Genomic DNA, 22645 nt, shown 5'->3' with positions numbered 1-22645 from the left:
TTCTGCTAATTATCGCGGGCATCCCGCTCGGATAAGGGAGATAAGATGAAGCAGGCATTTCGAGTAGCGCTAGGCTTTTTAGTTTTATGGGCTTCTGTATTACATGCAGAAGTTCGAATTGAGATTACCCAAGGGGTAGACTCTGCTCGTCCAATTGGTGTCGTTCCATTTAAATGGATGGGACCAGGTACGCCACCTGAAGAGATTGGCGCGATTGTTGGCGCAGATTTACGTAACAGTGGCAAGTTTAACCCTATCGACGCAGCTCGAATGCCACAACAGCCTTCTACCGCGGCGGAAGTCACGCCAGCGGCTTGGACTGCACTGGGTATTGATGCCGTTGTTGTTGGTCAGGTACAACCAAGTGCCGACGGCAGCTATGTTGTTTCTTACCAATTAGTTGATACTTCGGGTGCTGCAGGTAGTGTTTTGGCGCAAAATCAGTATAAGGTCACCAAACAATGGTTACGTTATGCCGCGCATACCGCCAGCGATGAAGTTTTCGAAAAGCTAACTGGAATTAAAGGTGCTTTCCGTACCCGTATTGCTTATGTTGTGCAAACGAATGGCGGCAAATTCCCTCACGAATTGCGGGTTTCTGATTACGATGGCTACAACCAATTTGTGGTTCACCGTTCTCCAGAACCTTTGATGTCACCAGCCTGGTCTCCAGATGGTAGCAAGATTGCTTATGTCACTTTCGAGAGTGGTAAATCAGCGCTGGTTATCCAGACGTTGGCAAATGGTGCAATCAGACAAGTGGCTTCATTCCCACGTCATAATGGCGCACCAGCTTTCTCGCCAGATGGGACAAAATTGGCCTTCGCTTTATCTAAAAGTGGTAGCCTGAACTTGTATGTTATGGACTTAGGTTCTGGTCAAATTAGCCAAGTTACTGATGGCCGTAACAATAACACTGAACCAAGCTGGTTCCCGGACAGCCAAAACCTAGCCTATACCTCGGATCAGGGCGGTCGTCCACAAGTGTACAAAGTGAATATTAATGGCGGTGCGCCACAGCGAATTACGTGGGAAGGTTCTCAGAACCAGAACGCAGATGTAAGTCCTGATGGTAAGTTCCTCGCATTGGTTAGTTCCAATGGTGGGGCACAACACATCGCTAAACAGGATCTAGAAACGGGAGCCGTTCAAGTATTAACGGACACGTTCCTGGATGAAACGCCGAGTATCGCACCAAATGGCACCATGATTATCTATAGCTCGACACAAGGGCTAGGAGCTGTGTTGCAGTTGGTTTCGACTGATGGGCGTTTCAAAGCGCGTCTTCCGGCTACTGATGGACAGGTCAAATTTCCTGCCTGGTCGCCGTATCTGTGATGCATGTGTAAATACGTATGTATGGCAAACTATAAAAGGATCAAAGAGATGCAACTGAACAAAGTGCTAAAAGGGCTAATGTTGGCTTTGCCAGTTCTGGCAATCGCTGCTTGTAGTTCTAACAAAAGCGCAAATAATGACCAATCTGGCATGGGCGCTGGCACTGGTACAGAAAACGGCAGCAACCTGTCTTCCGAAGAGCAAGCACGTCTTCAGATGCAAGAACTGCAAAAGAACAATATCGTTTACTTCGGTTTCGATAAATACGATATCGGTTCTGACTTCGCTCAAATGCTGGATGCACACGCTGCATTCCTGCGTAGCAACCCATCTTACAAAGTTGTTGTTGAAGGCCACGCGGATGAACGCGGTACGCCAGAATACAACATCGCGTTGGGCGAGCGTCGTGCTAATGCAGTGAAGATGTATCTGCAAGGTAAAGGCGTTTCTGCTGACCAGATCTCTATCGTTTCTTACGGTAAAGAGAAACCAGCAGTGCTGGGTCATGATGAAGCAGCGTTCGCTAAAAACCGTCGTGCAGTTCTGGTTTACTAAGAGAATCGCATGAACAGTAACTTCAGACGTCACTTAGTGAGTCTGTCGTTACTGGTTGGCGTAGCGGTCCCATGGGCCGCTACTGCCCAAGCGCCAATCAGTAATGTCGGCTCCGGCTCGGTAGAAGATCGAGTCACTCAACTTGAGCGTATTTCCAACGCTCACAGCCAGCTATTAACTCAACTTCAGCAACAACTGTCTGACTCGCAACGCGATGTTGATAGTTTACGCGGTCAGATCCAAGAAAATCAGTACCAGCTCAATCAGATTGTTGAGCGGCAAAAACAGATCTACCAACAGATGGATAGTCTGAGTGGTGGTCAAGGGGCTTCAACAGCAGCGCCTGCGGCTGATGCTGCTGCATCAGCGAATGCCACGGCTGGAAGTTCCGATGCTGCCGTTGCAGGTACAGCAGCCGCCACAGCGCCTGCAGCAAGTACTGGTGATGAAAACAGCGATTATAATGCAGCTGTTTCCTTAGCTCTTGAGAAAAAGCAATACGATCAAGCGATCACTGCTTTCCAAGGTTTCGTGAAACAGTATCCAAAGTCCACTTATCAACCTAACGCCAATTATTGGTTGGGGCAGTTGTATTACAACAAAGGTAAGAAAGACGATGCAGCATATTATTACGCTGTTGTAGTAAAGAATTATCCAAAATCTCCAAAAAGTTCCGATGCAATGTTTAAAGTTGGGGTGATCATGCAGGATAAAGGCCAAAGCGATAAAGCGAAGGCGGTTTATCAGCAAGTGATCAAGCAATACCCTAATACTGATGCCGCTAAACAGGCACAGAAACGTTTATCTGCTCTTTAGCCTTTTTCGAGTCCAGGAATTGGTCATGTTGACTAATTTCTGGGCTTTGGCGAACGAAGAACAAGCAGTTAAACGCGCGAACAGAAATTTAAGTTGCACTGTGAAGAGAAATTAGTAATATATGCCGCCGTTGCCAAGACAACTTGTAAAACGTTAAGGCAGCAGGAAATTATCGTCAGTAGTACCGGTAATGGGTCGTTAGCTCAGTTGGTAGAGCAGTTGACTTTTAATCAATTGGTCGCAGGTTCGAATCCCGCACGACCCACCATTACCTTTGCAAGACGAGCAGTTCCGCACGACAGACTCCGCGTTGTCATCAAGTAAAAATACATAATGGGTCGTTAGCTCAGTTGGTAGAGCAGTTGACTTTTAATCAATTGGTCGCAGGTTCGAATCCCGCACGACCCACCATTATGTCGCAGTACAGTACTTCCGCACGATGAACACCGAATTATCGTTAGTCAGTAAATGCATAATGGGTCGTTAGCTCAGTTGGTAGAGCAGTTGACTTTTAATCAATTGGTCGCAGGTTCGAATCCCGCACGACCCACCATTATGTCGCAATACAGTAATCCCGCACGATAAGCACCAAAAACGTCGAGTAACTTACATAATGGGTCGTTAGCTCAGTTGGTAGAGCAGTTGACTTTTAATCAATTGGTCGCAGGTTCGAATCCCGCACGACCCACCATTATGTCGCAATACAATAATCCCGCACGATAAGCATTAAAAACGTCGAGTAAACCTACATAATGGGTCGTTAGCTCAGTTGGCGATGTAGTTGACTTTTAATCGATTGGTTAAAGGTTCGAGCCGAGCGAAGCGAGACAGCAACGCGCTAGCGTTGACCCGAAGGGCGAATCCGAAGGATGAGTAATCCCGCACGACCCACCATTATATCAAGCCCCCAGCACTTCCCCTCAGCAAGCACTCAAGTAGAACAATTGACTCTTAATCAATAGGTCGCAGTTCAAGTAATTTCTCTCATCCTCACAACAAAACCCGCTTCTATCATCATCTGACATTTCGAACTCACCCCATTTTTAATCCTAAATTTTAACTCTATTAAACATTTTTGCCATTATCAGACGATTTTGAGCGACTTTTAGCTAGATATTGGTTATTTTGTTTAGGATAAAAAACAAACCAATTTTACTGGCCGCCAAAAATGGCTGGTCACGTCGAAATAATTGGCAACAGAGATGTGAGCGATGAGTGAAACATTTGATGTGAATGCGGCTATATATCCATTCCCTCCACGGCCAGTTCCTTTGGATGAGGATGAAAAAACCTTCTACCGTGAGAAAATCAAAACACTGCTGAAGCAACGCGACGCTGTGTTAGTCGCTCACTATTATACTGATCCCGAAATTCAGGCGCTAGCAGAAGAGACCGGTGGCTGCGTTGCTGACTCCCTTGAAATGGCGAGATTTGGTAATAAGCATCCTGCGTCCACCTTACTGGTTGCTGGCGTGCGCTTTATGGGCGAGACAGCTAAAATTCTCAATCCAGAGAAACAAGTGCTGATGCCTACGCTAAATGCGGAGTGTTCACTGGATTTAGGTTGCCCGATTGATGAATTTGCTGCCTTCTGTGATAGCCACCCAGATCGCACCGTGGTGGTTTACGCGAACACCTCGGCAGCAGTCAAAGCCAGAGCTGATTGGGTGGTGACATCCAGCATTGCGGTCGAACTTATCGAACATCTCGATAGCTTAGGTGAAAAAATCATCTGGGCACCAGACCGCCATCTGGGCAATTACGTCCAGAAGAAGAGTGGCGCTGATATCTTGTGCTGGCAGGGGGCTTGTATCGTCCATGACGAGTTTAAAACCCAAGCACTGACCCGCATGAAAGCATTACATCCCGACGCCGCTGTGTTGGTCCACCCAGAGTCTCCACAGGCAATCGTCGATATGGCGGATGCTGTTGGCTCAACGAGCCAGCTCATTCAGGCGGCCAAAACACTACCGCAGAAGAAGTTAATTGTGGCGACTGATCGGGGCATTTTTTACAAAATGCAGCAGGCATGCCCTGATAAAGAGTTATTTGAAGCACCGACAGCAGGTGAAGGTGCCGCATGTCGAACATGTGCTCATTGTCCGTGGATGGCGATGAATGGCCTCAGAGCTATCGCTGAAGGGCTAGAGCAGGGTGGAATGATGCATGAGATACATGTTGATGAAGAATTGCGTCAGCAGGCGCTGATACCGTTAAATCGCATGCTAGATTTTGCCGACCAGTTGAAGTTACAGGTTAAGGGCAATGCCTGAGTGGTCATTGGCACGATATCGACGAGGCATCTAGGCTAAGTTAGTGATTTGAATGACGACATTACCGGGGCGGCTTCTATAGCGGCAACTTGAAAGATAGCAGTGAAAAGGATTGTCAGATGGATTTTTTGAGTACTAGCAATATCTTGGTGCATATCCCGCTGGGGGCGGGTGGTTATGATCTTTCTTGGATAGAGGCAATAGGGACTCTATTTGGGTTGCTGTGTATTTGGTTCGCCAGCAAAGAGAAAATCATTAACTATCTGTTTGGTTTGATTAACGTCACTTTGTTTGCTGTTATTTTCTTCCAGATCCAGCTTTATGCCAGCTTGCTGCTACAACTGTTCTTTTTTGTCGCAAATATTTACGGCTGGTATGCCTGGAGCAAACAAACGCCTGACAACCAAGCTGAATTAAAGATTCGCTGGTTATCTTTACCCAAAGCTTTGGGGTGGGCAGCGGTTTGTGTCGTCGGTATCACCTTAATGACTCTGCATATTGACACCGTATTTGCTTGGTTAACTCGAGTCGCTGTCAACGTGATGCAGGGTTTGGGGGCGAATGTGCAAATGCCTGAACTGCAACCTGACGCTTTCCCGTTCTGGGATTCCACAATGATGGTCTTGTCCATTGTGGCAATGATTCTGATGACGCGTAAATACGTTGAAAACTGGCTGATTTGGGTGGTGATCGATGTCATCAGTGTTGCTATCTTCGCTTATCAAGGCGTTTATGCGATGGCGTTGGAATATGTATTACTGACGCTGATCGCCCTGAACGGATCTTGGCTGTGGATAAGAAGCGCAGCGCGGAATCATTCACGCCCGCTGTCAGCTCAAAGCGAGTAATATTCAGATTTAATCGCTGTTACGATAAGCGAATATCAGGCCGCATGATCCTTTATTGCGGCCTGATTGTTTCTGGTACGTCATGATGATGGCTAGTGATGATGATGGTGGTGGTGGTCACCTGCTGGTGCAGCCTGATTAATCACGCAATCTGGCGTTTCACAGGCTTGATACTCCATTTGAATGGTGGCATGGCCAATATCGTAATGGTGCAATAAATGATGCTGAATACGTTGCAGCAATTCATCATTATCCCTTGGGGGAATGACCTGAACATGGAGCGTCATCACGCGTTGATTGCCGACTTGCCATAAATGTACGTGATGAACATTCCTCACTTCATAAATATCAGCACACAAACTTTTTCTCAGTTTGTCGATATCAATCTCTTGCGGTGCCCCTTCCAACAACTCGTGGAAACTCTCTTTTAGTAGCCGCCAAGCGCTGCGCAGCACCAACACCGAAACTAACACGGATAAGATAGGGTCGATTGGCGTCCAACCGGTCGTGAGAATGACGATAGCGGCAATGATCGCCCCGACAGAACCCAATAAATCGCCTAGTACGTGCAAAGCCGCCGCACGCACATTGATATTCTTTTCTTCTTCGCCACGGTGAAGTATCCAAAAGCAAAATACATTCGCGACTAACCCGGCAATGGCGATGATTAACATCGGGATACCCATGACTTCATGGGGAGAGACGAAACGTTGAACGGCTTCCCAGACAATCAATATGACGATCAGCACTAACGCTGCGGCATTCACAAAAGCGGCTAATGTCGTGAGCCGTAAATAACCAAAAGTATGGCGAGAGTCAGGCTTTCGTTGCGAAAAATGCACGGCAATCAACGCAATAAATAATGCAGCTGAATCCGTCAGCATGTGCCCAGCATCAGCCAATAAGGCTAGTGAGCCCGATAGCCAACCACCAATGGCTTCAATCACCATAAACAGGGTCGTGACCACAAAAGCGATCAGCAGGCGTTTGCTATTGCTATCTTGTGGGAGGTGAAATGAAGGGGCAGCCATGTTTATCCTCTGTCTCAGAAATCAATCTATGAACCCGCAGTTTCGCCTGTTCGATCATTTTTACTGCTTTTAATTATGTTAACGCTGATTGGGTTTTATTCAATAAATTGATATGTATTATAGCGAATACAATAACTACATTTTCCACGTTTTCTCTCCTTGGCTGATTCCAACTTCGATCTTTTGTCTCCTAAAATCGATGGTGTCCACATTGCTGTTTATCTGTGCGGAATGCCTATTCTGTAAAAGTAGATTTACAGCGTTCAATTCAGCCGTTAGATTGGTTTAGATAAATGTTGTGCGATGACTGATACCAGACTTAATGGAAGAACTATGAATTACCTGAATGATGACCTACGAATTAATGAAATTAAGGAACTCCTGCCCCCTGTTGCCCTGTTAGAGAAGTTTCCCGCCAGCAAAAATGCGGCAGAAACGGTATCCAAGACCCGCACAGCGATCCACAATATTTTGCAAGCGAATGATGACCGTCTATTGGTGGTGATTGGCCCATGCTCAATTCATGATACTCAGGCGGCTAAAGAGTACGCGACCCGTTTATTGTCACTGCGCGAAGAGCTGCAAGGTGAGCTAGAAGTGGTGATGCGGGTTTATTTTGAAAAACCACGTACCACGGTTGGCTGGAAAGGTTTGATTAACGATCCGCACATGGATGGTAGTTACGACATCAATGACGGTTTACGTATCGCACGTAAATTGCTGCTCGATATCAACGAGAGTGGCTTACCGGCGGCGGGTGAATTTTTGGATATGATCACCCCACAATATTTGGCTGACCTGATGAGTTGGGGGGCTATTGGTGCTCGTACTACCGAATCGCAGGTTCACCGTGAGTTAGCTTCAGGTCTATCTTGCCCCGTTGGATTTAAAAACGGTACTGATGGCACGATTAAAGTGGCTATCGACGCCATTAATGCTGCCAGCGCACCACATTGCTTCCTGTCAGTGACCAAGTGGGGTCACTCCGCGATTGTGAATACTGCGGGCAACGACGATTGCCATATCATTCTGCGTGGCGGTAAAGAACCTAATTACAGCAGCGCGCATGTTACTGCCGTGAAAGAAGGGCTGAGCAAAGCGGGTCTTGAGCCGCAGATCATGATTGATTTCAGCCATGCTAACAGCAGCAAGCAATTCAAAAAGCAAATGGATGTGGGGACGGATGTTTGTCGCCAAATTGCTGAAGGCGAAAAAGCCATTATGGGCGTGATGATTGAAAGTCATCTGGTGGAAGGTAACCAAAATCTAGAAAGCGGCGAACCCCTGACTTACGGTAAAAGTGTGACCGATGCCTGTATCGGTTGGGAAGATACGGAAGTCTTACTGCGTCAGCTATCCAATGCGGTGAAAGCTCGCCGTAGTTAATCGCGAGCTAAACTGGTAAATGAGCTAAGCCGATAAATAACTAAGCCAGCCAATAAAAAACCCCGTCATCCAAAATGTACGGGGTTTTTTTATGGTGTTAATCAGGAATGATTATTTTGCTTTACCCTGATTAGCGACCGCCGCGGCTTTCGCAGCGATTTCTTCGGCGTTGCCCAGATAGTAGTGCTTGATTGGTTTGAAGTTTTCATCAAACTCATACACCAATGGCACGCCAGTTGGGATGTTCAGTTCAAGAATTTCGTCTTCGTTCAGGTTATCCAGATATTTTACCAAGGCACGCAGAGAGTTACCGTGAGCTGCAATGATAACGCGCTCGCCGCTCGCGATACGTGGCTTGATAACGTCTTCCCAGTAAGGGATAACACGATCGATGGTCAGTGCGAGGCTTTCAGTCGTTGGCAACTCGGCATCGGTCAATTTTGCATAACGTGGGTCATGACCTGGGAAACGCTCATCACTTTTATCCAGTGCTGGCGGGGTGATGGCAAAGCCACGACGCCACAATTTAACTTGGTCATCACCATATTTGGCTGCAGTTTCTGATTTATCCAAACCTTGCAGTGCGCCGTAGTGACGCTCATTCAGTTTCCACGTTTTCTCTGTTGGCAGCCAAGCTTGATCTAACTCATCCAGAATGCTCCACAGGGTGTGGATAGCGCGTTTGAGCACAGAGGTGTAAGCGAAATCAAAAGCGAAGCCTTCGTCTTTTAACAGCTTGCCTGCTGCTTTTGCTTCAGTACGGCCTTTTTCAGATAAATCAACGTCATACCAACCGGTGAAGCGGTTTTCGTTGTTCCATTGACTTTCGCCGTGACGTACCAGAACCAGCTTTGTTACTGCCATAGTTCGAACTCCTCAAATGATTCAATGATAACTATTATCATTATATTGCGGGATTGCTGCTAACAGCAATCGTTTGTGTTTAACCATAGCCAATTTTTTAAGGTAACGTAAGGCTTTAGTTGAATCGATTCCGTCCTTGGAATCATAGGCATGAGCGCGATTCGAGGACGTTAGGCGGCTTTTTTCAGGCATGTACTCATAAAGGTTTTACGCTCATCGCCTTTTAGCGCCTTGGTGGCCGCTTCGGCGTTACAATTTTTCATTTTTTGCTGCTGCGGCGTTAACGCTTTTTCATCCGGTGCAGGTTGTGCTTTCAAGCACTGGCTCATAAACGCCTTGCGCTCATCTCCTTTCAGCGATTTTGCGGCAGCCTGCTTATTACAATCGGTCATTTTTTGTTGTTGTGCTGCTTGGGCGGGTGAGGGGGTTTTAGCCGTGTCAGCCGCGATGGCATTAGCACCCAGCAATAAGCTTGCTGAGAGTAACCATAAGGTCGTTAGACGCATAAGAGTTCCCTTTATTCACTGTTCATGGAGACAAGATTGGCGTCTGAAAGGGCAGGCAACAGCTGAGGACGGCCGCCTGACAGATGCTATTAAGCGTAGTCGGCGGCCGCTTATAAAAAAAGTTACAGGGCGATAAAATGATAAACGGTCGTGGCGCGGTAGATTTTCCCCGGCTTTAACCAACAATCGGGTTGTGGCCATTCAGGGTGGTTAGGGCTATCGGGTAGAAATTCACTTTCCAGCGCGACACCGGTATAGCTAGCGTAAGTTCCGCCATTTCGCGACGGCGTGCCGCCTAGGAAATTGCCACTGTAAAGCTGTAACGCTGGGGCAGTGGTGTAGACACTTATTTGTACGCGATTATCGGATGACCACAGATGCGCTGCAGGGCTTTCCGTCGCACCACAAGTTCGGTGCAATAAATAAGCGTGATCATAGCCTTTCACGCGCTGCTGGCAACGGTCTTGCAAGAAATCGCGTGCCAGTGTTTTCGCTTGGCGAAAGTCCATACCAGTTTTTTCAACATTGGCCAGCCCACCGGTGGGGATACCTTCGCTATCGACAGGTAAATATCGGTCAGCGAACAGCTGTAAACGGTGAGCTCTAACATCGTGCCCTTCACCATCAAGGTTAAAATAAGCATGATTGGTGAGATTTACCGGGCAAGTTTTATCCACCTGCGCCTGATAGTGAATCTCTAATCGATTATCTTCGGTTAGCAGGTACTGGACTTCAGCAGTCAGATTGCCGGGGAAGCCCTGATCCCCATCAGGTGAATGAAGCTGATAGGTCACCTGCTTTTCATCCTGCTTAACTTTTTGCCAGCGACGGGCATGGAACCCTTCTGGGCCGCCATGCAGCTGGTTTGGGCCTTGATTGGGTATCAGTTCGAGGGTCTCACCGCCTACCGTGATTTGCGCGTTAGCGATTCGATTGGCGTAGCGGCCCACGGTCGCGCCAAGGTAGGCTGCTTGATGTAAATAGTCCGCCGGCGTTTGGCAACCTAGCAGGAGTTCGCGTTTTTCACCCTCTTTCAGTGGCAATATCGCAGACAGCCAAGTTGCACCCCAGTCCATTAGCGTCACGCTCATGCCTGATTTATTGTGCAATTCGGTCAATTCAAAGGGGTGACCATCCGGTGCTAACTGGTCAACACTGCTTGGCGATGCAGCGTCGTTTTTCAGCATAAACCCGCTCCTTGTGAAGCCTGACAGACGTAGAAGGTTTCTGTTCTGCCACCGCTAAATGCAGGGTATTCCCGTGCAACGGTCGCTCGAACTTGCTCAACCAGCGACGTGGGCATTAGGGCAACAATACAGCCACCAAAACCACCGCCAGTCATACGCACACCACCTTGCTCCCCAATCACGGATTTCACAATATCCACCAAGCTATCTATCGGTGGAACTGTGATCTCGAAATCATCTCGCATTGAAATATGAGACTCCTGCATCAGTTGCCCCATCAATTTCAAGTCACCGGCGGCCAGTGCATCAGCGGCGGCCAGCGTACGTTCATTTTCAGTAATGACATGACGAGCGCGTTTAGCCACAACCGGATCCAATTCATCTTGAATAGAGAAAAACAGGTTAGGATCGACGTCACGTAATGCTTTGACACCAAAGAAGCGGGCTGCGGTTTCGCATTGCTGGCGGCGAGTGTTGTACTCACTATCGACCAAGCCCCGTTTCACATTGGAGTTAATAATCACGACCGCAACATTGGCGGGCATCGACACTGCGCGCGTTTCAAGCGTGCGACAATCAATGAGTAACGCATGGTCTTGTTTTCCAAGCGCTGAAATCAACTGGTCCATAATGCCGCAGTTACAGCCGACAAATTGGTTCTCGGCTTCTTGCCCATTCAAGGCCAGTTCAACACCGCTGAGGGGTAATTGGTAGAGTGATTGCAGCGCTTGACCTACCGCGACCTCCAACGATGCTGATGAGCTGAGGCCCGCACCCTGCGGAACATTGCCGCTAATGACCATATCTGCGCCGCCAAAATCAGCGTTGCGAAGTTGCAAATGTTTCACCACACCACGCACGTAATCAGCCCAACGGTATTCAGGGTGCGGAACAATAGGTTCATCAAGTGAGAATATGTCTTGCTGGTTTTCATAATCAGCCGCAACCACACGAATCTGACGATCATCACGCTTGCTACAACTGATCACTGTTTCATAATCAATGGCACAGGGCAGCACAAAGCCATCGTTATAATCGGTATGTTCACCAATGAGATTGACGCGGCCCGGCGCTTTGATTGTGATGTCAGCGTCATGGTTGAATTCTTGGCGGAAAATGGCCTGGGTATGCGGTTTTAAACTCATTATTTGACTCCGGCTTCTCGATAATGAACATCACTGACCGCCCGCAGGAGTTCAGCCGCCTGTTCTGCTGTAAGGTCGCGCTGGGTTTCAGCCAGCATTTCATAACCCACCATAAATTTGCGCACTGACGCAGAGCGTAATAATGGAGGATAAAAGTGCGCATGTAGCTGCCAATGCGCTTGGTCATGGCCGCTATTCATGCCATGTTCGCCGTTATCTGTGCCAGATAGGTCATAAGGCGCACCGTGCCACCCCATCGAATAGGGGAAGGAGCACGAGAATAAATTGTCATAGCGGCTGGTGAGTTTTTTCAGCGCGATAGCCAGATCAACGCGTTGTGCGGCTGACATGTCTTCTAAGCGCAATACATGCGCCTTGGGTAATAATAACGTTTCGAATGGCCACGCTGCCCAGTAGGGGACAACGGCTAACCAGTGCTCGGTTTCTACTACTGTTCTGCTGCCATCACGGCGCTCACGTTCGACATAATCGAGTAACATGGGCGATTGATGCTGTTGAAAATAATCTCGCTGTAGACGGTCTTCCCGCGCAGTCTCATTAGGCAAGAAACTGTTGGCCCAAATTTGGCCATGGGGATGGGGGTTCGAACAGCCCATCGCTGCGCCTTTATTTTCAAAAACCTGAACCCACGGATAAATTTTGCCCAGCTCAGCACTCTGTTCTTGCCATGTCTGAATCACGTCTTCCAATGCGGACAATGTCAGTTGTGGCAATGTTTTGCTGTGATCGGGCGAGAAGCAAATCACTCGGCTCGTCCCACGAGCACTTTGACTGCGCATCAAAGGATCTTCGCTTTGTGGCGCATCAGGGGTATCTGGCATCAGCGCGGCAAAGTCATTGGTAAAGACATAAGTAGACGGGTAGTTAGGATTAACATCACCTGTCACTCGCGTATTACCTGGGCATAAGAAACAGTCGGGATCATGGGCCGGTAAACTGTCCGTCGCCGGTGCTTCTTGCTGTCCTTGCCATGGGCGCTTGGCCCGATGAGGTGAGACCAACACCCACTGATCGTTCAGTGGGTTATATCTACGGTGTGGATGATCCACAGGGTTAAAATCAGTCATACAGTGCCTTAGTCGGGATAACCCTGAGGATTGTTTGATTGCCAGCGCCAGGTATCGGCCGCCATTTCATCGAGCGTTCGGTGAGTACGCCAACCCAACTGCTCAGCCGCTTTGCTTGAATCGGCCCAATAAGCCGGTAAATCGCCATCGCGACGTGGAGCAAAATGGTAAGCCAGTGGTTTGCCACAAGCTTTGGTAAACGCCTCGACCACTTGTAAAACACTGCTACCAATACCTGCACCTAAATTGAAAATATGCACACCCGGCTGATTGTGCAGTTGCTTCATCGCCGCGACATGGCCATCAGCCAAATCGACGACATGAATGTAATCACGCACGCCAGTACCATCAGGGGTGGGGTAGTCATTACCGAATATCGCCAGTGATTCACGACGACCGACGGCAACTTGGGCGATGAAAGGCATCAGGTTATTCGGGATACCTTGTGGGTCTTCCCCCATCTGGCCAGACGGATGCGCACCGACCGGATTGAAATAACGCAGAATCGTCATATTCCATTCGGGGTCTGCTAATTGCACATCTTGCAATATTTGCTCAACCATCAATTTGCTACGGCCATAGGGGCTAGAAGGGGAACCCGTTGGGAAGCTTTCGACGTAAGGAATTTGGGGTTGATCGCCATAAACGGTGGCAGATGAGCTAAAGATAAAATTCTTCACCTGCGCGGCACGCATGGCTTCCAAGAGCACTAAGGTGCCGTAGACATTGTTGTTGTAATATTCCAACGGCTTAGTGACCGATTCGCCCACGGCTTTTAAGCCCGCAAAATGGATGACGGCATGAATAGAATGTTTCGCAAAGATGGTATCGAGCAACGCACGATCGCGGATATCGCCTTGATAAAGTTCAGGTGTGTAGCCCGTCAGGCTATTTATCCGATCTAATACGCTTGCTTTGCTGTTGCAAAGATTATCGAGGATAACGGGCTTGTAGCCTGCTTCAATTAATTGCACACAAGTGTGGCTGCCAATGTAACCGCTACCACCTGTTACCAGAACGTACATGTAAGACTCCTCGAATCACTTTGGTCTAAGAAAGATAGCATGCCGTTATCAACAAAAAGGTGATCTACGCTCAATAATGGAATCGTTTACACTCAATTTTATCCCAGTTTATTCTCTGTCTAAGCGTAAAGACAGTGGAATGAACAAGGATAGATAAAAAATCTCAAAAATCCCGGTCATAGCATTGATAACTGAAGTGGTAGCGTTCTCATCCATCAATCCAGCAGGAATGTCCTGCTTGAAATGTACGAACCAATGCAGCGGTCAATACCTGCATTGGCTCGTGGTTGACACGCATTCAGCTAAGGCTAGCTCGGTAAATAAAGCGGATAAGTGAAGAACAGCAAATGCATTAAGTTCAGTGCGAAATGGAAGGCGACGGCTACCCATAAACGGCCACTCCATAGCCATGCCAAACCGTAAATGACCCCTGCTAGCGCGGCGAATATCATCAGTAAGGTACCGCCAGCAAAATGTGCAGCGCCAAAAAGTAGTGCGGTGATGAAAAGGGCTGGGTAGCTGCCTACCCACTGGCTTAAACGTTGCTGCAAATAGCCACGGAATAATGCTTCTTCCGCCAAGCTAACAAAAAAGATATTGGCGATAACGAAAGAACCAATCCATGTAGGGGTGTGCAATTCAATTTTTAAGCCACCCAATGCGACCGCCAGCAGCAGTAATGCCGGTACGCTAACAATTAATCCAGCCCAGCCCATTCGGCTGATTGATGGATGACGGTGGGCGACAAACAAGGTGGGGAGACAAGCGAGCAAGATAAAGGGAATTAGCGCCTTATCCAGATTGTAGTACATGCTAAATAGCGGGCTGAGTGGCCCCACAGTCACTTTATCCAATACTTTCAGGTTGTTAAAACCTGGCACCAAATGAAGGAACAGGGCGATTGAAGCCACGACCAGTAATAGCTCTAGCCCCGCAGCCAGCCACTTTTGTGCGCGGTATTTGTTCAGTAATAACGCAATGATAAGCGTAAGTAGTAAGAAGGCCGCTGACGGGAGTGTCATGACACCATGATAAAAGGCAATCACCAATGAGGTGGCCAAGAGAAACAGGGCAAGTACTCGGTTAACCGATAGAAAAAGCAGCGAAGCCGCAAGAATACCCCACATAGATAATCCCTTTATTGTATTCCCATCATTCAATATGCAGATGTTGGCTGCTTGAAATTTACTGGGTATAAATCCTGATGAAGAGTTGAATCCTGTTCAACCCAAAAATAAGTCAGTCTCAAGCGCCGATACGGATAATGGCTGACGGTGAAAATAGTACCATAACCGACCCCTGACAATATTGCCCAGCAGTACAATTGACCCGCGTTGCTGCATTGTGGGTAAGTTAGCAGCCTCATAGTAAACTAACGAGGTAATACCTCCTGATGATAGCGATAAATTTCTCGCTCAGGGATAAACGTTAAACGATGGGTAATGCACTGTGGTGCATCTTCCGCATGGTGGGAAACAAACAAAAGCTGCGTCTCTCCCTCACTGATCATTACATCAATAAAACGTCTGACTAACAATCGGTTAAGCGGATCTAAGCCCTGCAAAGGTTCATCTAAAATCAAGAGTGCGGGGTGTTTAACCAACGCTCGCGCAATCAATGCTAGCCGTTGTTGCCCCCAAGATAAACTGTGGAAGGGTTGATTAGCGGTAGCAGTCGAAAAACCTAATAGCGCCAGCCATTCATCAGCCAACTGTTGCTGACGATCCGATACAGCCTGATAAATACCAATCGAATCAAAAAAACCGGATAAAATGACGCTACGCAGGCTGGCGCTGACGCGATAGTCCAGATGCAGACTACTACTGACATAGCCGATATGGCGTTTGATATCCCAAATCGTTTCACCACTGCCACGGCGACGGCCAAATAACGTCAAATCATTGCTGTAGCCTTGGGGATGATCGCCAGTAATCAGGCTGAGTAAGGTCGATTTACCCGCACCATTTTGGCCGATAATTTGCCAGTGCTCACCAGGATTCACTTGCCAACTCAGATTGTGCAAGATAGGGCGGTCATTGTATTCCACCACGCCATTACGCAAGATAATCAGTGGGCTATCTTTTGGTAATTGAACCTGCTGCTGTGGGTGCTCAGTTTCGGGTAGTGATAACCCATCCAGATTTTCACTGTGCGCCAGTTGGGCTATCAGGGCTTCAGATAGGATGTGTTCCCTTGGGCCAGTATGCGTCAAATGGCAGTCTGCCAGCACGCCGACAAATTGCACAAAATCAGGAATATCGTCAAAGCGATTCAGCACCAGAATCAGCGTGACGCCTTGCGTCGAAAGCGTCGATAGCATAGTGGCGAGTTGGGTACGGGCGGCAACATCCAGCCCATCAAAAGGCTCATCCAGAATCAGCAGGTCCGGTTGCGACATCAATGCTTGGCATAACAGCGTTTTGCGGGTTTCTCCGGTGGAAAGGTACTTAAACCGGCGCGAGAGTAAGTGGCTGATACCAAACTGAGTCGCTAAGTCTTGGCAACGTTGTGGATGGCGAACTTCTTCTTGAATGATTTCAGCAGTGGTGCGTCCCGTATCATCTTCATCCGCGCTGAGTAGATCGGTATTATTGCGCTGCCACTCTTCACTGACTAATTGTTGCAGTTGCTCAAACGACAAGCGTACGGTACGGAGAAAATCACTCTGGCGTGTGCCAGTCAGCAAGGTCAGTTCGCCAGATAATGCTTTAGCCAGCGCTGACTTTCCGCTGCCATTCGCACCGACGAAAGCCCAGCTTTCCCCTGATTGTGGTTCTTCATCCGGCGACTTGTCATCACGACTTGAAATGGATAGTGAAGGTACATTGAGTGTCCGTGTGTCACTCAGGCGAAAACAACCTTGCGATATATGCAACTCAGCCATCACTCTTCCCGCATTATGCAACATAATTAGTGTGCTAGGGATAAGCGGAAAAGGGTGTGATGTCAATACGTAAACCCTTTCCCCGTCGTTAATCACTGGGCTGAGTGATTTAGCAAAGTGTCGCAATAATGACGCGATCAGCATTGAACTGGGCAGTAACAGCACTCCCTACCCGTAAATTCAGTTGGTGCAGCTCATTATTATTTTGTGTCGAACACAGTGTGGTGCCTCCGGCGAGCATCACAATGACTTCGCTGTGATCACTACCTGGTTCAATACTGGTCACGGTCCCCGATAGGGCATTATCTGCTGCCCCCGCCAGTGCTTGATCAGTAATCAGTTTTACCCAAGGCGCTTTAATTAGCGCCAATACTTCCTTGCCTGCTGAAAGTTGCAAGCGGTCGGCACTCTGTTGGGTTAGCGCTGCGGATAAACGCGTTTTACCGTCAGAAAGCAGAATATTGACGTGTTGTTGAACCTGCTGGTGATCGCGCTCAATAATGGTGCCGAAAAATTGATTGCGGGCGCTGGTTTGCAGCGAGAAGCGAGAAATAGCCGCTAGCAGGCTATCGAGGGGCAATGAATCATCTTTCAACGTATCAAAGGCTTTTTGTTGAATCTTTGCCAGCAAATCATAGAGTTGGATTAAGCGTTCGCCGTAACGCGTCAGGTGTGCACCGCCTCCACCTTTCCCGCCTGTTGCACGTTCCACCAATGTTTCCTCAGCCAATGTGTTCATTTCATTGATGGCATCCCAAGCGCTCTTATAGCTAATTCCGGCGAGCTTTGCTCCCTGGCTGATAGAACCGGTGTGCTGTATCTGCTTTAGCAATGCAATACGGCGGGGGTCAGCAAAAAGTCGTTGCTGAAGTTTTAAAGTGAGGAGAATTTCTGCCTGCATGATTTTTGGCTCCAGCGCGAAAGGCTAATTGTGCTCTAACTGCCTGTTTGCAGACAGATCGCACGTTTGGCAGGTTACATTTTTTTGCTGTTAGTTAAAATAACTAGATTCATTCATTGCTGATATAATTTACAGTAAATGATAGATGGCAATTATTGTGTTAACGTAAGTTATCGCTTAATCAGCAGCAATGAGAGGCTGGCATGTTAGAACTATTGAAAAGTCTGGTCTTTGCCGTGGTCATGGTGCCCGTGGTAATGGCAGTGATTTTGGGCATGATCTATGGGCTGGGTGAGGTGTTTAACATCATCTCTAAAACAGGCCACACCAAAGAACGCTCTTAATCTGATTTCTAAATGGCCAGCGTATAAAAGCGCTGGCTATTTTCGCTTCTCCTGCACTTTTCCTCCCATTTCTTCTTTATCTTCTTGCCACAACTTAAGTTAACTCACAACTTGCCGATAAATTGCATGACCGCTGTGTGATGTTACGTTATATTTCCATTTATATAGCGATCTCATTAATGCGGAGAACAACATGAAAAATCAATATGGTAAAGTGAATAAATGGATGGCGAGTGCGGCACTACTTGCTGCATTTTCCAGTACGGCGTTTGCAGCAGAGAATATCACTGTCTTTGCGGCGGCCTCGTTGACCAATGCACTGCAAGACATCAGCGCACAGTATAAAAAAGAGAAGCAAGTTGATGTGGTCGCGTCTTTTGCCTCATCGTCCACATTGGCTCGTCAGATTGAGCAGGGCGCGCCAGCCGATCTGTTTATCTCAGCGGATCAGCAATGGATGGATTATGCTATTGATAAACAGCAAATTGCTGCCAATACTCGTTACACCTTGTTAGGCAACGAATTAGTATTGATCGCGCCGCAAGACAGTAAAATTGATAAAGTCGATATCGATAAAAAAACCGACTGGAAAAAATTGTTAGACGGTGGCCGCTTGGCGGTCGGGGATCCTGACCATGTTCCTGCGGGAATTTATGCTAAAGAGTCGCTGGAGAATTTAGGTGCCTGGTCAATTTTAGCCCCAGAGATGGCGCGTGCGAATAACGTGCGTAGCGCAATGGCGCTGGTCGAGCGAGCAGAAGCTCCGCTGGGTATTGTTTATGGTTCTGATGCCATAGCCAGTAAAAAAGTTAAAGTTGTGGGGGTGTTCCCGGAAGATAGCCATAAGCCGGTTGAATACCCAATGGCGATTGTTAAGGGCCATGAAAATCCGACCGTCAGTGCTTTTTACGATTATCTGAAAAGCCCTGCTGCGGCGGCTATTTTCAAAAATTATGGATTTACCCCACGCTAATGATATTGAGTGAGTATGAGTGGCAGGCCATTATTCTTAGCCTGAAGGTTTCTGGTGTGGCGGTGGCGTGCAGTTTGCCGTTAGGTATTTTAATGGCATGGGTTTTGGTGCGCTGCCGCTTCCCCGGTAAATCATTGTTAGACAGTGTTATTCACTTGCCACTGGTGTTACCACCGGTGGTGATTGGTTATTTACTGCTGATCAGCATGGGGCGGCGCGGTTTTATTGGCGAATGGCTGTATAGCTGGTTTGGTATCAATTTCAGTTTTAGCTGGCGCGGTGCGGCTTTAGCTTCGGCAGTGGTTGCTTTCCCGCTGATGGTTCGGGCTATTCGTTTGGCGTTAGAAGCCGTCGATACTCGCTTGGAGTTGGCTGCCCGTACGTTGGGTGCGAATCCGTGGCGAGTATTTTTCACCATTACTTTACCGCTCTCTTTACCGGGTGTGATTGCCGGTACCGTGCTCTCGTTTGCCCGCTCCTTGGGTGAATTTGGCGCGACGATTACCTTCGTTTCCAATATTCCCGGTGAAACCCGCACCATTCCGCTGGCGATGTATACGCTGATTGAAACGCCCGGTGCTGAAGCAGCCGCGGCACGATTGTGCGTGATTGCCATTATTCTGTCGTTGGTTTCTCTATTGCTCTCCGAGTGGTTAGCCCGTTGGGGTAAAAAGCGCATGGGGGTCCCATGCTAAAGCTTGATTTTACTCAGCAGCTAGGTGATTTACATTTACAGGTGACCACTGATCTACCGGCGCAAGGTATCACCGCAATTTTTGGCTTATCCGGTGCGGGTAAGACATCGCTGATTAATGTGATTGGCGGTCTAACGCGTCCGCAGCAAGGCAAAGTCATACTCAATGATCGGGTGCTGGTGGATGTTGATAAGCAAATCTACCTGCCACCGGAAAAGCGCCGCGTCGGGTATGTTTTTCAAGATGCGCGACTGTTTCCTCATTATCGGGTGCGCGGCAACTTACAATATGGCATGGCGGCTTCCATGCGTGGACAGTTTGATACCATCGTCGGTTTACTGGGTATCGAACCGCTGTTAGGGCGCTTTCCGCTCACGCTGTCTGGCGGCGAAAAACAGCGGGTTGCCATTGGTCGAGCACTGTTAACGGCACCCGAATTGTTATTGATGGATGAGCCGCTTGCCTCGCTGGATTTGCCACGCAAGCGCGAATTGTTACCCTATCTGGAACGGTTGGCACAAGACGTGAACACCCCGATTTTATATGTCAGCCATAGTATGGATGAGATCCTTCAGTTGGCTGATCAAGTGGTGGTGATGGATGCAGGCAAAGTGCGTGCTGTTGGCGGCTTGGAAGAGGTATGGGCCAGTAGTGCGCTACGACCTTGGTTGCAGCGTGAGGAGCCGAGTAGCATCTTACGGGTCAGCGTGATTGGTCATCATGATCGCTATGCCATGACCGCATTGGCATTAGCTGATCAACGTTTGTGGGTAGGCAAGCTGGATGCGCGAGAGGGTGACTCAATGCGTATTCGCATCAACGCTGCGGATGTTTCGTTGGTTTTACAGCCGGCTCAAAACAGCAGTATCCGTAATATTTTGCCCGTAAAAATTGCCGAATGCCTCGAGGTTGATGGGCAGGTTGATGTCAAACTTGCGATTGGCGATCAATGGCTATGGGCGAGAATTACCCCTTGGGCGCGTGATGAGTTGGGGTTGAAACCGGGTCAGTGGGTGTATGCGCAGATAAAAAGTGTGTCGTTTAACCGCAAAAATTGAATACTTGTCGCTGTAGCCCTATCAACAAACACTGATATCCATAAATAAAGCGGCCCCCCAATCTAGGATAACAACCTAAACGTGGGGGGCCGCTTTCTCGTATTTATCCGCTTTCTCGTATTTATCCGCTTTCTAGCATCTATCTCACTGATTACCTAACAATAATACCCAGCAAGATACCCAGAGCACCAAAGTCAGCGTCGCTGAATGTGGTATTGGCAAAACCGATATCGCCCAGCACTGGCAGCAGGAATACTGGCAGGAAGGTGATCAGCAAGCCTTGAGCGAATGCACCGAGAATCGCACCACGGCGTCCACCGGTGGCATTACCAAACACCCCTGCGGCTGCGCCGACGAAGAAGTGAGGGACAACGCCTGGGATAATCACGGTCATATTCATCAAATACAGCGCGAACATCCCGATCAGACCTGCGGCAAAGCTGCTCAAGAAACCAACCAATACGGCATTGGGTGCGTATGGGAAGACAACTGGGCAATCTAGCGCCGGTTTCGCGTTAGGGACTAACTTGTCGGAAATCCCTTTAAACGCGGGAACAATCTCAGCAATCACCATTCGCACACCTTGCAGGATGATGTATACACCCGCAGCAAAGGTAATGGATTGCATCAGTGAGAACATAAACCAGTTTTTGCCGCCGCTCAGGCTTTTCACCACTTCCGGCCCTGCAAACAGGCAGGTCACGATGAAAATGATACACATGGTAAAGGAGATAGCGACCGGTGTATCACGCAAGAACAACAGGCTTTTCGGCACATTCATGTCTTCGGTTGAATGTTCTTTATTACCAAACTTGCTGCCGATAAAGCCGGCTAACACATAGGACAGGGTAGAGAAATGGCCAATCGCCACATCATCAGAACCGGTGACCTTTTTCATGTATGGGTGGGCAATGGCAGGGAAGAACACCATCGCAACCCCAACCACCAGCGAACCAATCACAATCAGTGTCACACCACTGATGCCAGCGGTAGCCAGAATCACAGCAACCATCATCGACATAAACAGCGTGTGGTGACCAGTCAGGAAGATAAATTTCCATGGCGTAAAGCGGGCAATCAGAATGTTGATCACCATAGCGAAGAACATAATCATCGCCATTTCTTTACCGAAACTCTTCTGCGCCACAGAGACAATCGCTTCGTTATTCGGCACTACACCTTGAATCCCGAAAGCATGCTGGAAGATATTGGCAAAATCACCCAGAGAAGAAACCACCAGACCTGCACCAGCACCCAAAATGACAAAACCCATGATGGTTTTAACGGTGCCTTTAATACACTCGGTCACTGGTTTTTTCTGGGCGATTAGGCCGATTAAAGCGATCAGACCGACCAGTACTGCGGGTTCGGAAAGAACATCACTCATTAAAAAGCGAAAGAAATCCATGCCACCCTCCCGTTACAGCGCGCCTAATTCGGTTAATGCCACAGACAAACGTTCTTTCATGGCTTTTTTATCGATCATGTTTTCAAGTGCAACAATTTTGCCGCCCACTGACTGAGCAACCAATTGCTCGGCGATGTCTTTGGTGCCGACGTAAATATCACTTGGTGTCCCTTTGGCTGAACCCAGATCGACATGATCCACTTCCGCGCTGACGCCGAGATCTTTCAGGATGCTTTTGATGCTCATTTCCATCATCAAGCTGGTGCCTAAACCGTTACCGCAAACCACTGTGATTTTCATTTTCTTTCCCCTTAAAAATA

General features: G+C 48.2%; 22 protein-coding genes, 4 tRNA genes and 1 other RNA gene. 15 read left to right on the top strand and 12 right to left on the bottom strand.

Features of this window, described 5'->3' with window-relative positions:
• Positions 1 to 45 precede the first annotated feature (45 nt).
• The 10 genes from tolB to pnuC all read left to right on the top strand — a co-directional run bounded on the left by tolB (position 46) and on the right by pnuC (position 5830).
• Complete coding sequence (tolB, locus tag DA391_RS15530; protein WP_019209290.1) at positions 46 to 1338, top strand: Tol-Pal system beta propeller repeat protein TolB; 1293 nt, start codon at positions 46 to 48, stop codon at positions 1336 to 1338.
• A gap of 48 nt (positions 1339 to 1386) precedes the next feature.
• Positions 1387 to 1893, top strand: coding sequence for a peptidoglycan-associated lipoprotein Pal (gene pal / locus DA391_RS15525; RefSeq protein WP_004393299.1), 507 nt, complete (start codon positions 1387 to 1389; stop codon positions 1891 to 1893).
• A gap of 9 nt (positions 1894 to 1902) precedes the next feature.
• Entirely contained in the window at positions 1903 to 2709 is an 807-nt protein-coding gene (cpoB, locus tag DA391_RS15520; RefSeq protein ID WP_050082497.1) for a cell division protein CpoB, read from the top strand.
• A gap of 192 nt (positions 2710 to 2901) precedes the next feature.
• A tRNA-Lys gene (locus DA391_RS15515) sits at positions 2902 to 2977 on the top strand.
• A gap of 67 nt (positions 2978 to 3044) precedes the next feature.
• Positions 3045 to 3120: transfer RNA gene (locus DA391_RS15510), tRNA-Lys, on the top strand.
• A 66-nt stretch (positions 3121 to 3186) separates the two neighbouring features.
• Positions 3187 to 3262 (top strand) — tRNA-Lys (locus DA391_RS15505).
• Positions 3263 to 3324: 62 nt separating this feature from the next.
• A tRNA-Lys gene (locus DA391_RS15500) sits at positions 3325 to 3400 on the top strand.
• Positions 3401 to 3470: 70 nt separating this feature from the next.
• A non-coding RNA gene (locus DA391_RS15495) (RtT sRNA) lies at positions 3471 to 3603 on the top strand.
• 317 nt (positions 3604 to 3920) lie between these two features.
• Positions 3921 to 4982, top strand: coding sequence for a quinolinate synthase NadA (gene nadA, locus DA391_RS15490; protein WP_050286561.1), 1062 nt, complete (start codon positions 3921 to 3923; stop codon positions 4980 to 4982).
• Between the two features lie 119 nt (positions 4983 to 5101).
• A complete protein-coding gene (pnuC, locus tag DA391_RS15485) occupies positions 5102 to 5830 on the top strand; it encodes a nicotinamide riboside transporter PnuC (protein WP_019209294.1) in 729 nt (242 codons plus the stop codon).
• Between the two features lie 92 nt (positions 5831 to 5922).
• Here pnuC and zitB read toward each other — a convergent pair whose 3' ends face one another.
• Entirely contained in the window at positions 5923 to 6861 is a 939-nt protein-coding gene (gene zitB / locus DA391_RS15480) for a CDF family zinc transporter ZitB (RefSeq protein ID WP_108087936.1), read from the bottom strand.
• Positions 6862 to 7194: 333 nt separating this feature from the next.
• On the opposite strand from zitB, the gene aroG reads away from it, so the two are divergent.
• A complete protein-coding gene (gene aroG, locus DA391_RS15475) occupies positions 7195 to 8247 on the top strand; it encodes a 3-deoxy-7-phosphoheptulonate synthase AroG (RefSeq protein WP_050082503.1) in 1053 nt (350 codons plus the stop codon).
• Between the two features lie 111 nt (positions 8248 to 8358).
• Here aroG and gpmA read toward each other — a convergent pair whose 3' ends face one another.
• The 9 genes from gpmA to modE form a co-directional block, all read right to left on the bottom strand.
• The gene (gene gpmA / locus DA391_RS15470) at positions 8359 to 9111 is read right to left on the bottom strand and encodes a 2,3-diphosphoglycerate-dependent phosphoglycerate mutase (RefSeq protein ID WP_050082505.1); all 753 of its coding nucleotides are present in this window, start codon (positions 9109 to 9111) and stop codon (positions 8359 to 8361) included.
• Positions 9112 to 9281: 170 nt separating this feature from the next.
• On the bottom strand, positions 9282 to 9617 hold the full coding sequence (locus DA391_RS15465; RefSeq protein ID WP_019209298.1) for a PsiF family protein: 336 nt from the start codon (positions 9615 to 9617) through the stop codon (positions 9282 to 9284).
• Positions 9618 to 9739: 122 nt separating this feature from the next.
• Entirely contained in the window at positions 9740 to 10804 is a 1065-nt protein-coding gene (gene galM, locus DA391_RS15460) for a galactose-1-epimerase (RefSeq protein WP_108087935.1), read from the bottom strand.
• Entirely contained in the window at positions 10798 to 11949 is a 1152-nt protein-coding gene (galK, locus tag DA391_RS15455; RefSeq protein ID WP_050082509.1) for a galactokinase, read from the bottom strand. Before galK ends, galM begins: the two co-directional genes overlap by 7 nt.
• Positions 11949 to 13037, bottom strand: coding sequence for a galactose-1-phosphate uridylyltransferase (gene galT / locus DA391_RS15450; RefSeq protein ID WP_108087934.1), 1089 nt, complete (start codon positions 13035 to 13037; stop codon positions 11949 to 11951). The genes galK and galT overlap by 1 nt, the downstream gene beginning before the upstream one ends.
• 8 nt (positions 13038 to 13045) lie before the next feature.
• Positions 13046 to 14062: a UDP-glucose 4-epimerase GalE gene (gene galE, locus DA391_RS15445; RefSeq protein WP_050286555.1), complete on the bottom strand. Its 1017-nt coding sequence runs from the start codon at positions 14060 to 14062 to the stop codon at positions 13046 to 13048.
• Positions 14063 to 14370: 308 nt separating this feature from the next.
• The gene (locus DA391_RS15440; protein WP_050082512.1) at positions 14371 to 15189 is read right to left on the bottom strand and encodes a CPBP family intramembrane glutamic endopeptidase; all 819 of its coding nucleotides are present in this window, start codon (positions 15187 to 15189) and stop codon (positions 14371 to 14373) included.
• Between the two features lie 245 nt (positions 15190 to 15434).
• Positions 15435 to 16946, bottom strand: a complete 1512-nt coding sequence (gene modF / locus DA391_RS15435; RefSeq protein WP_050082513.1) for a molybdate ABC transporter ATP-binding protein ModF — start codon at positions 16944 to 16946, stop codon at positions 15435 to 15437.
• A 109-nt stretch (positions 16947 to 17055) separates the two neighbouring features.
• The gene (gene modE, locus DA391_RS15430; protein WP_108087933.1) at positions 17056 to 17847 is read right to left on the bottom strand and encodes a molybdenum-dependent transcriptional regulator; all 792 of its coding nucleotides are present in this window, start codon (positions 17845 to 17847) and stop codon (positions 17056 to 17058) included.
• A gap of 203 nt (positions 17848 to 18050) precedes the next feature.
• On the opposite strand from modE, the gene DA391_RS15425 reads away from it, so the two are divergent.
• From DA391_RS15425 to modC, 4 genes are all read left to right on the top strand, one after another.
• Positions 18051 to 18191, top strand: coding sequence for an AcrZ family multidrug efflux pump-associated protein (locus DA391_RS15425; RefSeq protein WP_004877266.1), 141 nt, complete (start codon positions 18051 to 18053; stop codon positions 18189 to 18191).
• A 193-nt stretch (positions 18192 to 18384) separates the two neighbouring features.
• Positions 18385 to 19164, top strand: a complete 780-nt coding sequence (modA, locus tag DA391_RS15420; RefSeq protein ID WP_050286551.1) for a molybdate ABC transporter substrate-binding protein — start codon at positions 18385 to 18387, stop codon at positions 19162 to 19164.
• A complete protein-coding gene (gene modB, locus DA391_RS15415; protein WP_019209307.1) occupies positions 19164 to 19859 on the top strand; it encodes a molybdate ABC transporter permease subunit in 696 nt (231 codons plus the stop codon). Before modA ends, modB begins: the two co-directional genes overlap by 1 nt.
• Positions 19853 to 20917, top strand: a complete 1065-nt coding sequence (gene modC, locus DA391_RS15410) for a molybdenum ABC transporter ATP-binding protein ModC (protein WP_050286549.1) — start codon at positions 19853 to 19855, stop codon at positions 20915 to 20917. The genes modB and modC overlap by 7 nt, the downstream gene beginning before the upstream one ends.
• 151 nt (positions 20918 to 21068) lie before the next feature.
• Here modC and DA391_RS15405 read toward each other — a convergent pair whose 3' ends face one another.
• Together DA391_RS15405 and DA391_RS15400 are read right to left on the bottom strand one after the other, a co-directional pair.
• Positions 21069 to 22325, bottom strand: a complete 1257-nt coding sequence (locus DA391_RS15405; protein WP_005277900.1) for a PTS ascorbate transporter subunit IIC — start codon at positions 22323 to 22325, stop codon at positions 21069 to 21071.
• Positions 22326 to 22337: 12 nt separating this feature from the next.
• A complete protein-coding gene (locus DA391_RS15400) occupies positions 22338 to 22625 on the bottom strand; it encodes a PTS sugar transporter subunit IIB (RefSeq protein WP_049611296.1) in 288 nt (95 codons plus the stop codon).
• Between the last annotated feature and the right edge of the window lie 20 nt (positions 22626 to 22645).

It is taken from the genome of Yersinia massiliensis (assembly GCF_003048255.1).
Classification (GTDB): domain Bacteria; phylum Pseudomonadota; class Gammaproteobacteria; order Enterobacterales; family Enterobacteriaceae; genus Yersinia; species Yersinia massiliensis_A.
This window is presented reverse-complemented; position numbering and strand designations above follow the sequence as displayed.

What these genes read in the sequence shown, in the direction of transcription:
- tolB (WP_019209290.1), top strand. Translation starts at nt 46, where the DNA reads ATGAAGCAGGCATTTCGAGTAGCGCTAGGCTTTTTAGTTTTATGGGCT.
- pal (WP_004393299.1), top strand. Translation starts at nt 1,387, where the DNA reads ATGCAACTGAACAAAGTGCTAAAAGGGCTAATGTTGGCTTTGCCAGTT.
- cpoB (WP_050082497.1), top strand. Translation starts at nt 1,903, where the DNA reads ATGAACAGTAACTTCAGACGTCACTTAGTGAGTCTGTCGTTACTGGTT.
- nadA (WP_050286561.1), top strand. Translation starts at nt 3,921, where the DNA reads ATGAGTGAAACATTTGATGTGAATGCGGCTATATATCCATTCCCTCCA.
- pnuC (WP_019209294.1), top strand. Translation starts at nt 5,102, where the DNA reads ATGGATTTTTTGAGTACTAGCAATATCTTGGTGCATATCCCGCTGGGG.
- zitB (WP_108087936.1), bottom strand. Translation starts at nt 6,861, where the DNA reads ATGGCTGCCCCTTCATTTCACCTCCCACAAGATAGCAATAGCAAACGC.
- aroG (WP_050082503.1), top strand. Translation starts at nt 7,195, where the DNA reads ATGAATTACCTGAATGATGACCTACGAATTAATGAAATTAAGGAACTC.
- gpmA (WP_050082505.1), bottom strand. Translation starts at nt 9,111, where the DNA reads ATGGCAGTAACAAAGCTGGTTCTGGTACGTCACGGCGAAAGTCAATGG.
- DA391_RS15465 (WP_019209298.1), bottom strand. Translation starts at nt 9,617, where the DNA reads ATGCGTCTAACGACCTTATGGTTACTCTCAGCAAGCTTATTGCTGGGT.
- galM (WP_108087935.1), bottom strand. Translation starts at nt 10,804, where the DNA reads ATGCTGAAAAACGACGCTGCATCGCCAAGCAGTGTTGACCAGTTAGCA.
- galK (WP_050082509.1), bottom strand. Translation starts at nt 11,949, where the DNA reads ATGAGTTTAAAACCGCATACCCAGGCCATTTTCCGCCAAGAATTCAAC.
- galT (WP_108087934.1), bottom strand. Translation starts at nt 13,037, where the DNA reads ATGACTGATTTTAACCCTGTGGATCATCCACACCGTAGATATAACCCA.
- galE (WP_050286555.1), bottom strand. Translation starts at nt 14,062, where the DNA reads ATGTACGTTCTGGTAACAGGTGGTAGCGGTTACATTGGCAGCCACACT.
- DA391_RS15440 (WP_050082512.1), bottom strand. Translation starts at nt 15,189, where the DNA reads ATGTGGGGTATTCTTGCGGCTTCGCTGCTTTTTCTATCGGTTAACCGA.
- modF (WP_050082513.1), bottom strand. Translation starts at nt 16,946, where the DNA reads ATGGCTGAGTTGCATATATCGCAAGGTTGTTTTCGCCTGAGTGACACA.
- modE (WP_108087933.1), bottom strand. Translation starts at nt 17,847, where the DNA reads ATGCAGGCAGAAATTCTCCTCACTTTAAAACTTCAGCAACGACTTTTT.
- DA391_RS15425 (WP_004877266.1), top strand. Translation starts at nt 18,051, where the DNA reads ATGTTAGAACTATTGAAAAGTCTGGTCTTTGCCGTGGTCATGGTGCCC.
- modA (WP_050286551.1), top strand. Translation starts at nt 18,385, where the DNA reads ATGAAAAATCAATATGGTAAAGTGAATAAATGGATGGCGAGTGCGGCA.
- modB (WP_019209307.1), top strand. Translation starts at nt 19,164, where the DNA reads ATGATATTGAGTGAGTATGAGTGGCAGGCCATTATTCTTAGCCTGAAG.
- modC (WP_050286549.1), top strand. Translation starts at nt 19,853, where the DNA reads ATGCTAAAGCTTGATTTTACTCAGCAGCTAGGTGATTTACATTTACAG.
- DA391_RS15405 (WP_005277900.1), bottom strand. Translation starts at nt 22,325, where the DNA reads ATGGATTTCTTTCGCTTTTTAATGAGTGATGTTCTTTCCGAACCCGCA.
- DA391_RS15400 (WP_049611296.1), bottom strand. Translation starts at nt 22,625, where the DNA reads ATGAAAATCACAGTGGTTTGCGGTAACGGTTTAGGCACCAGCTTGATG.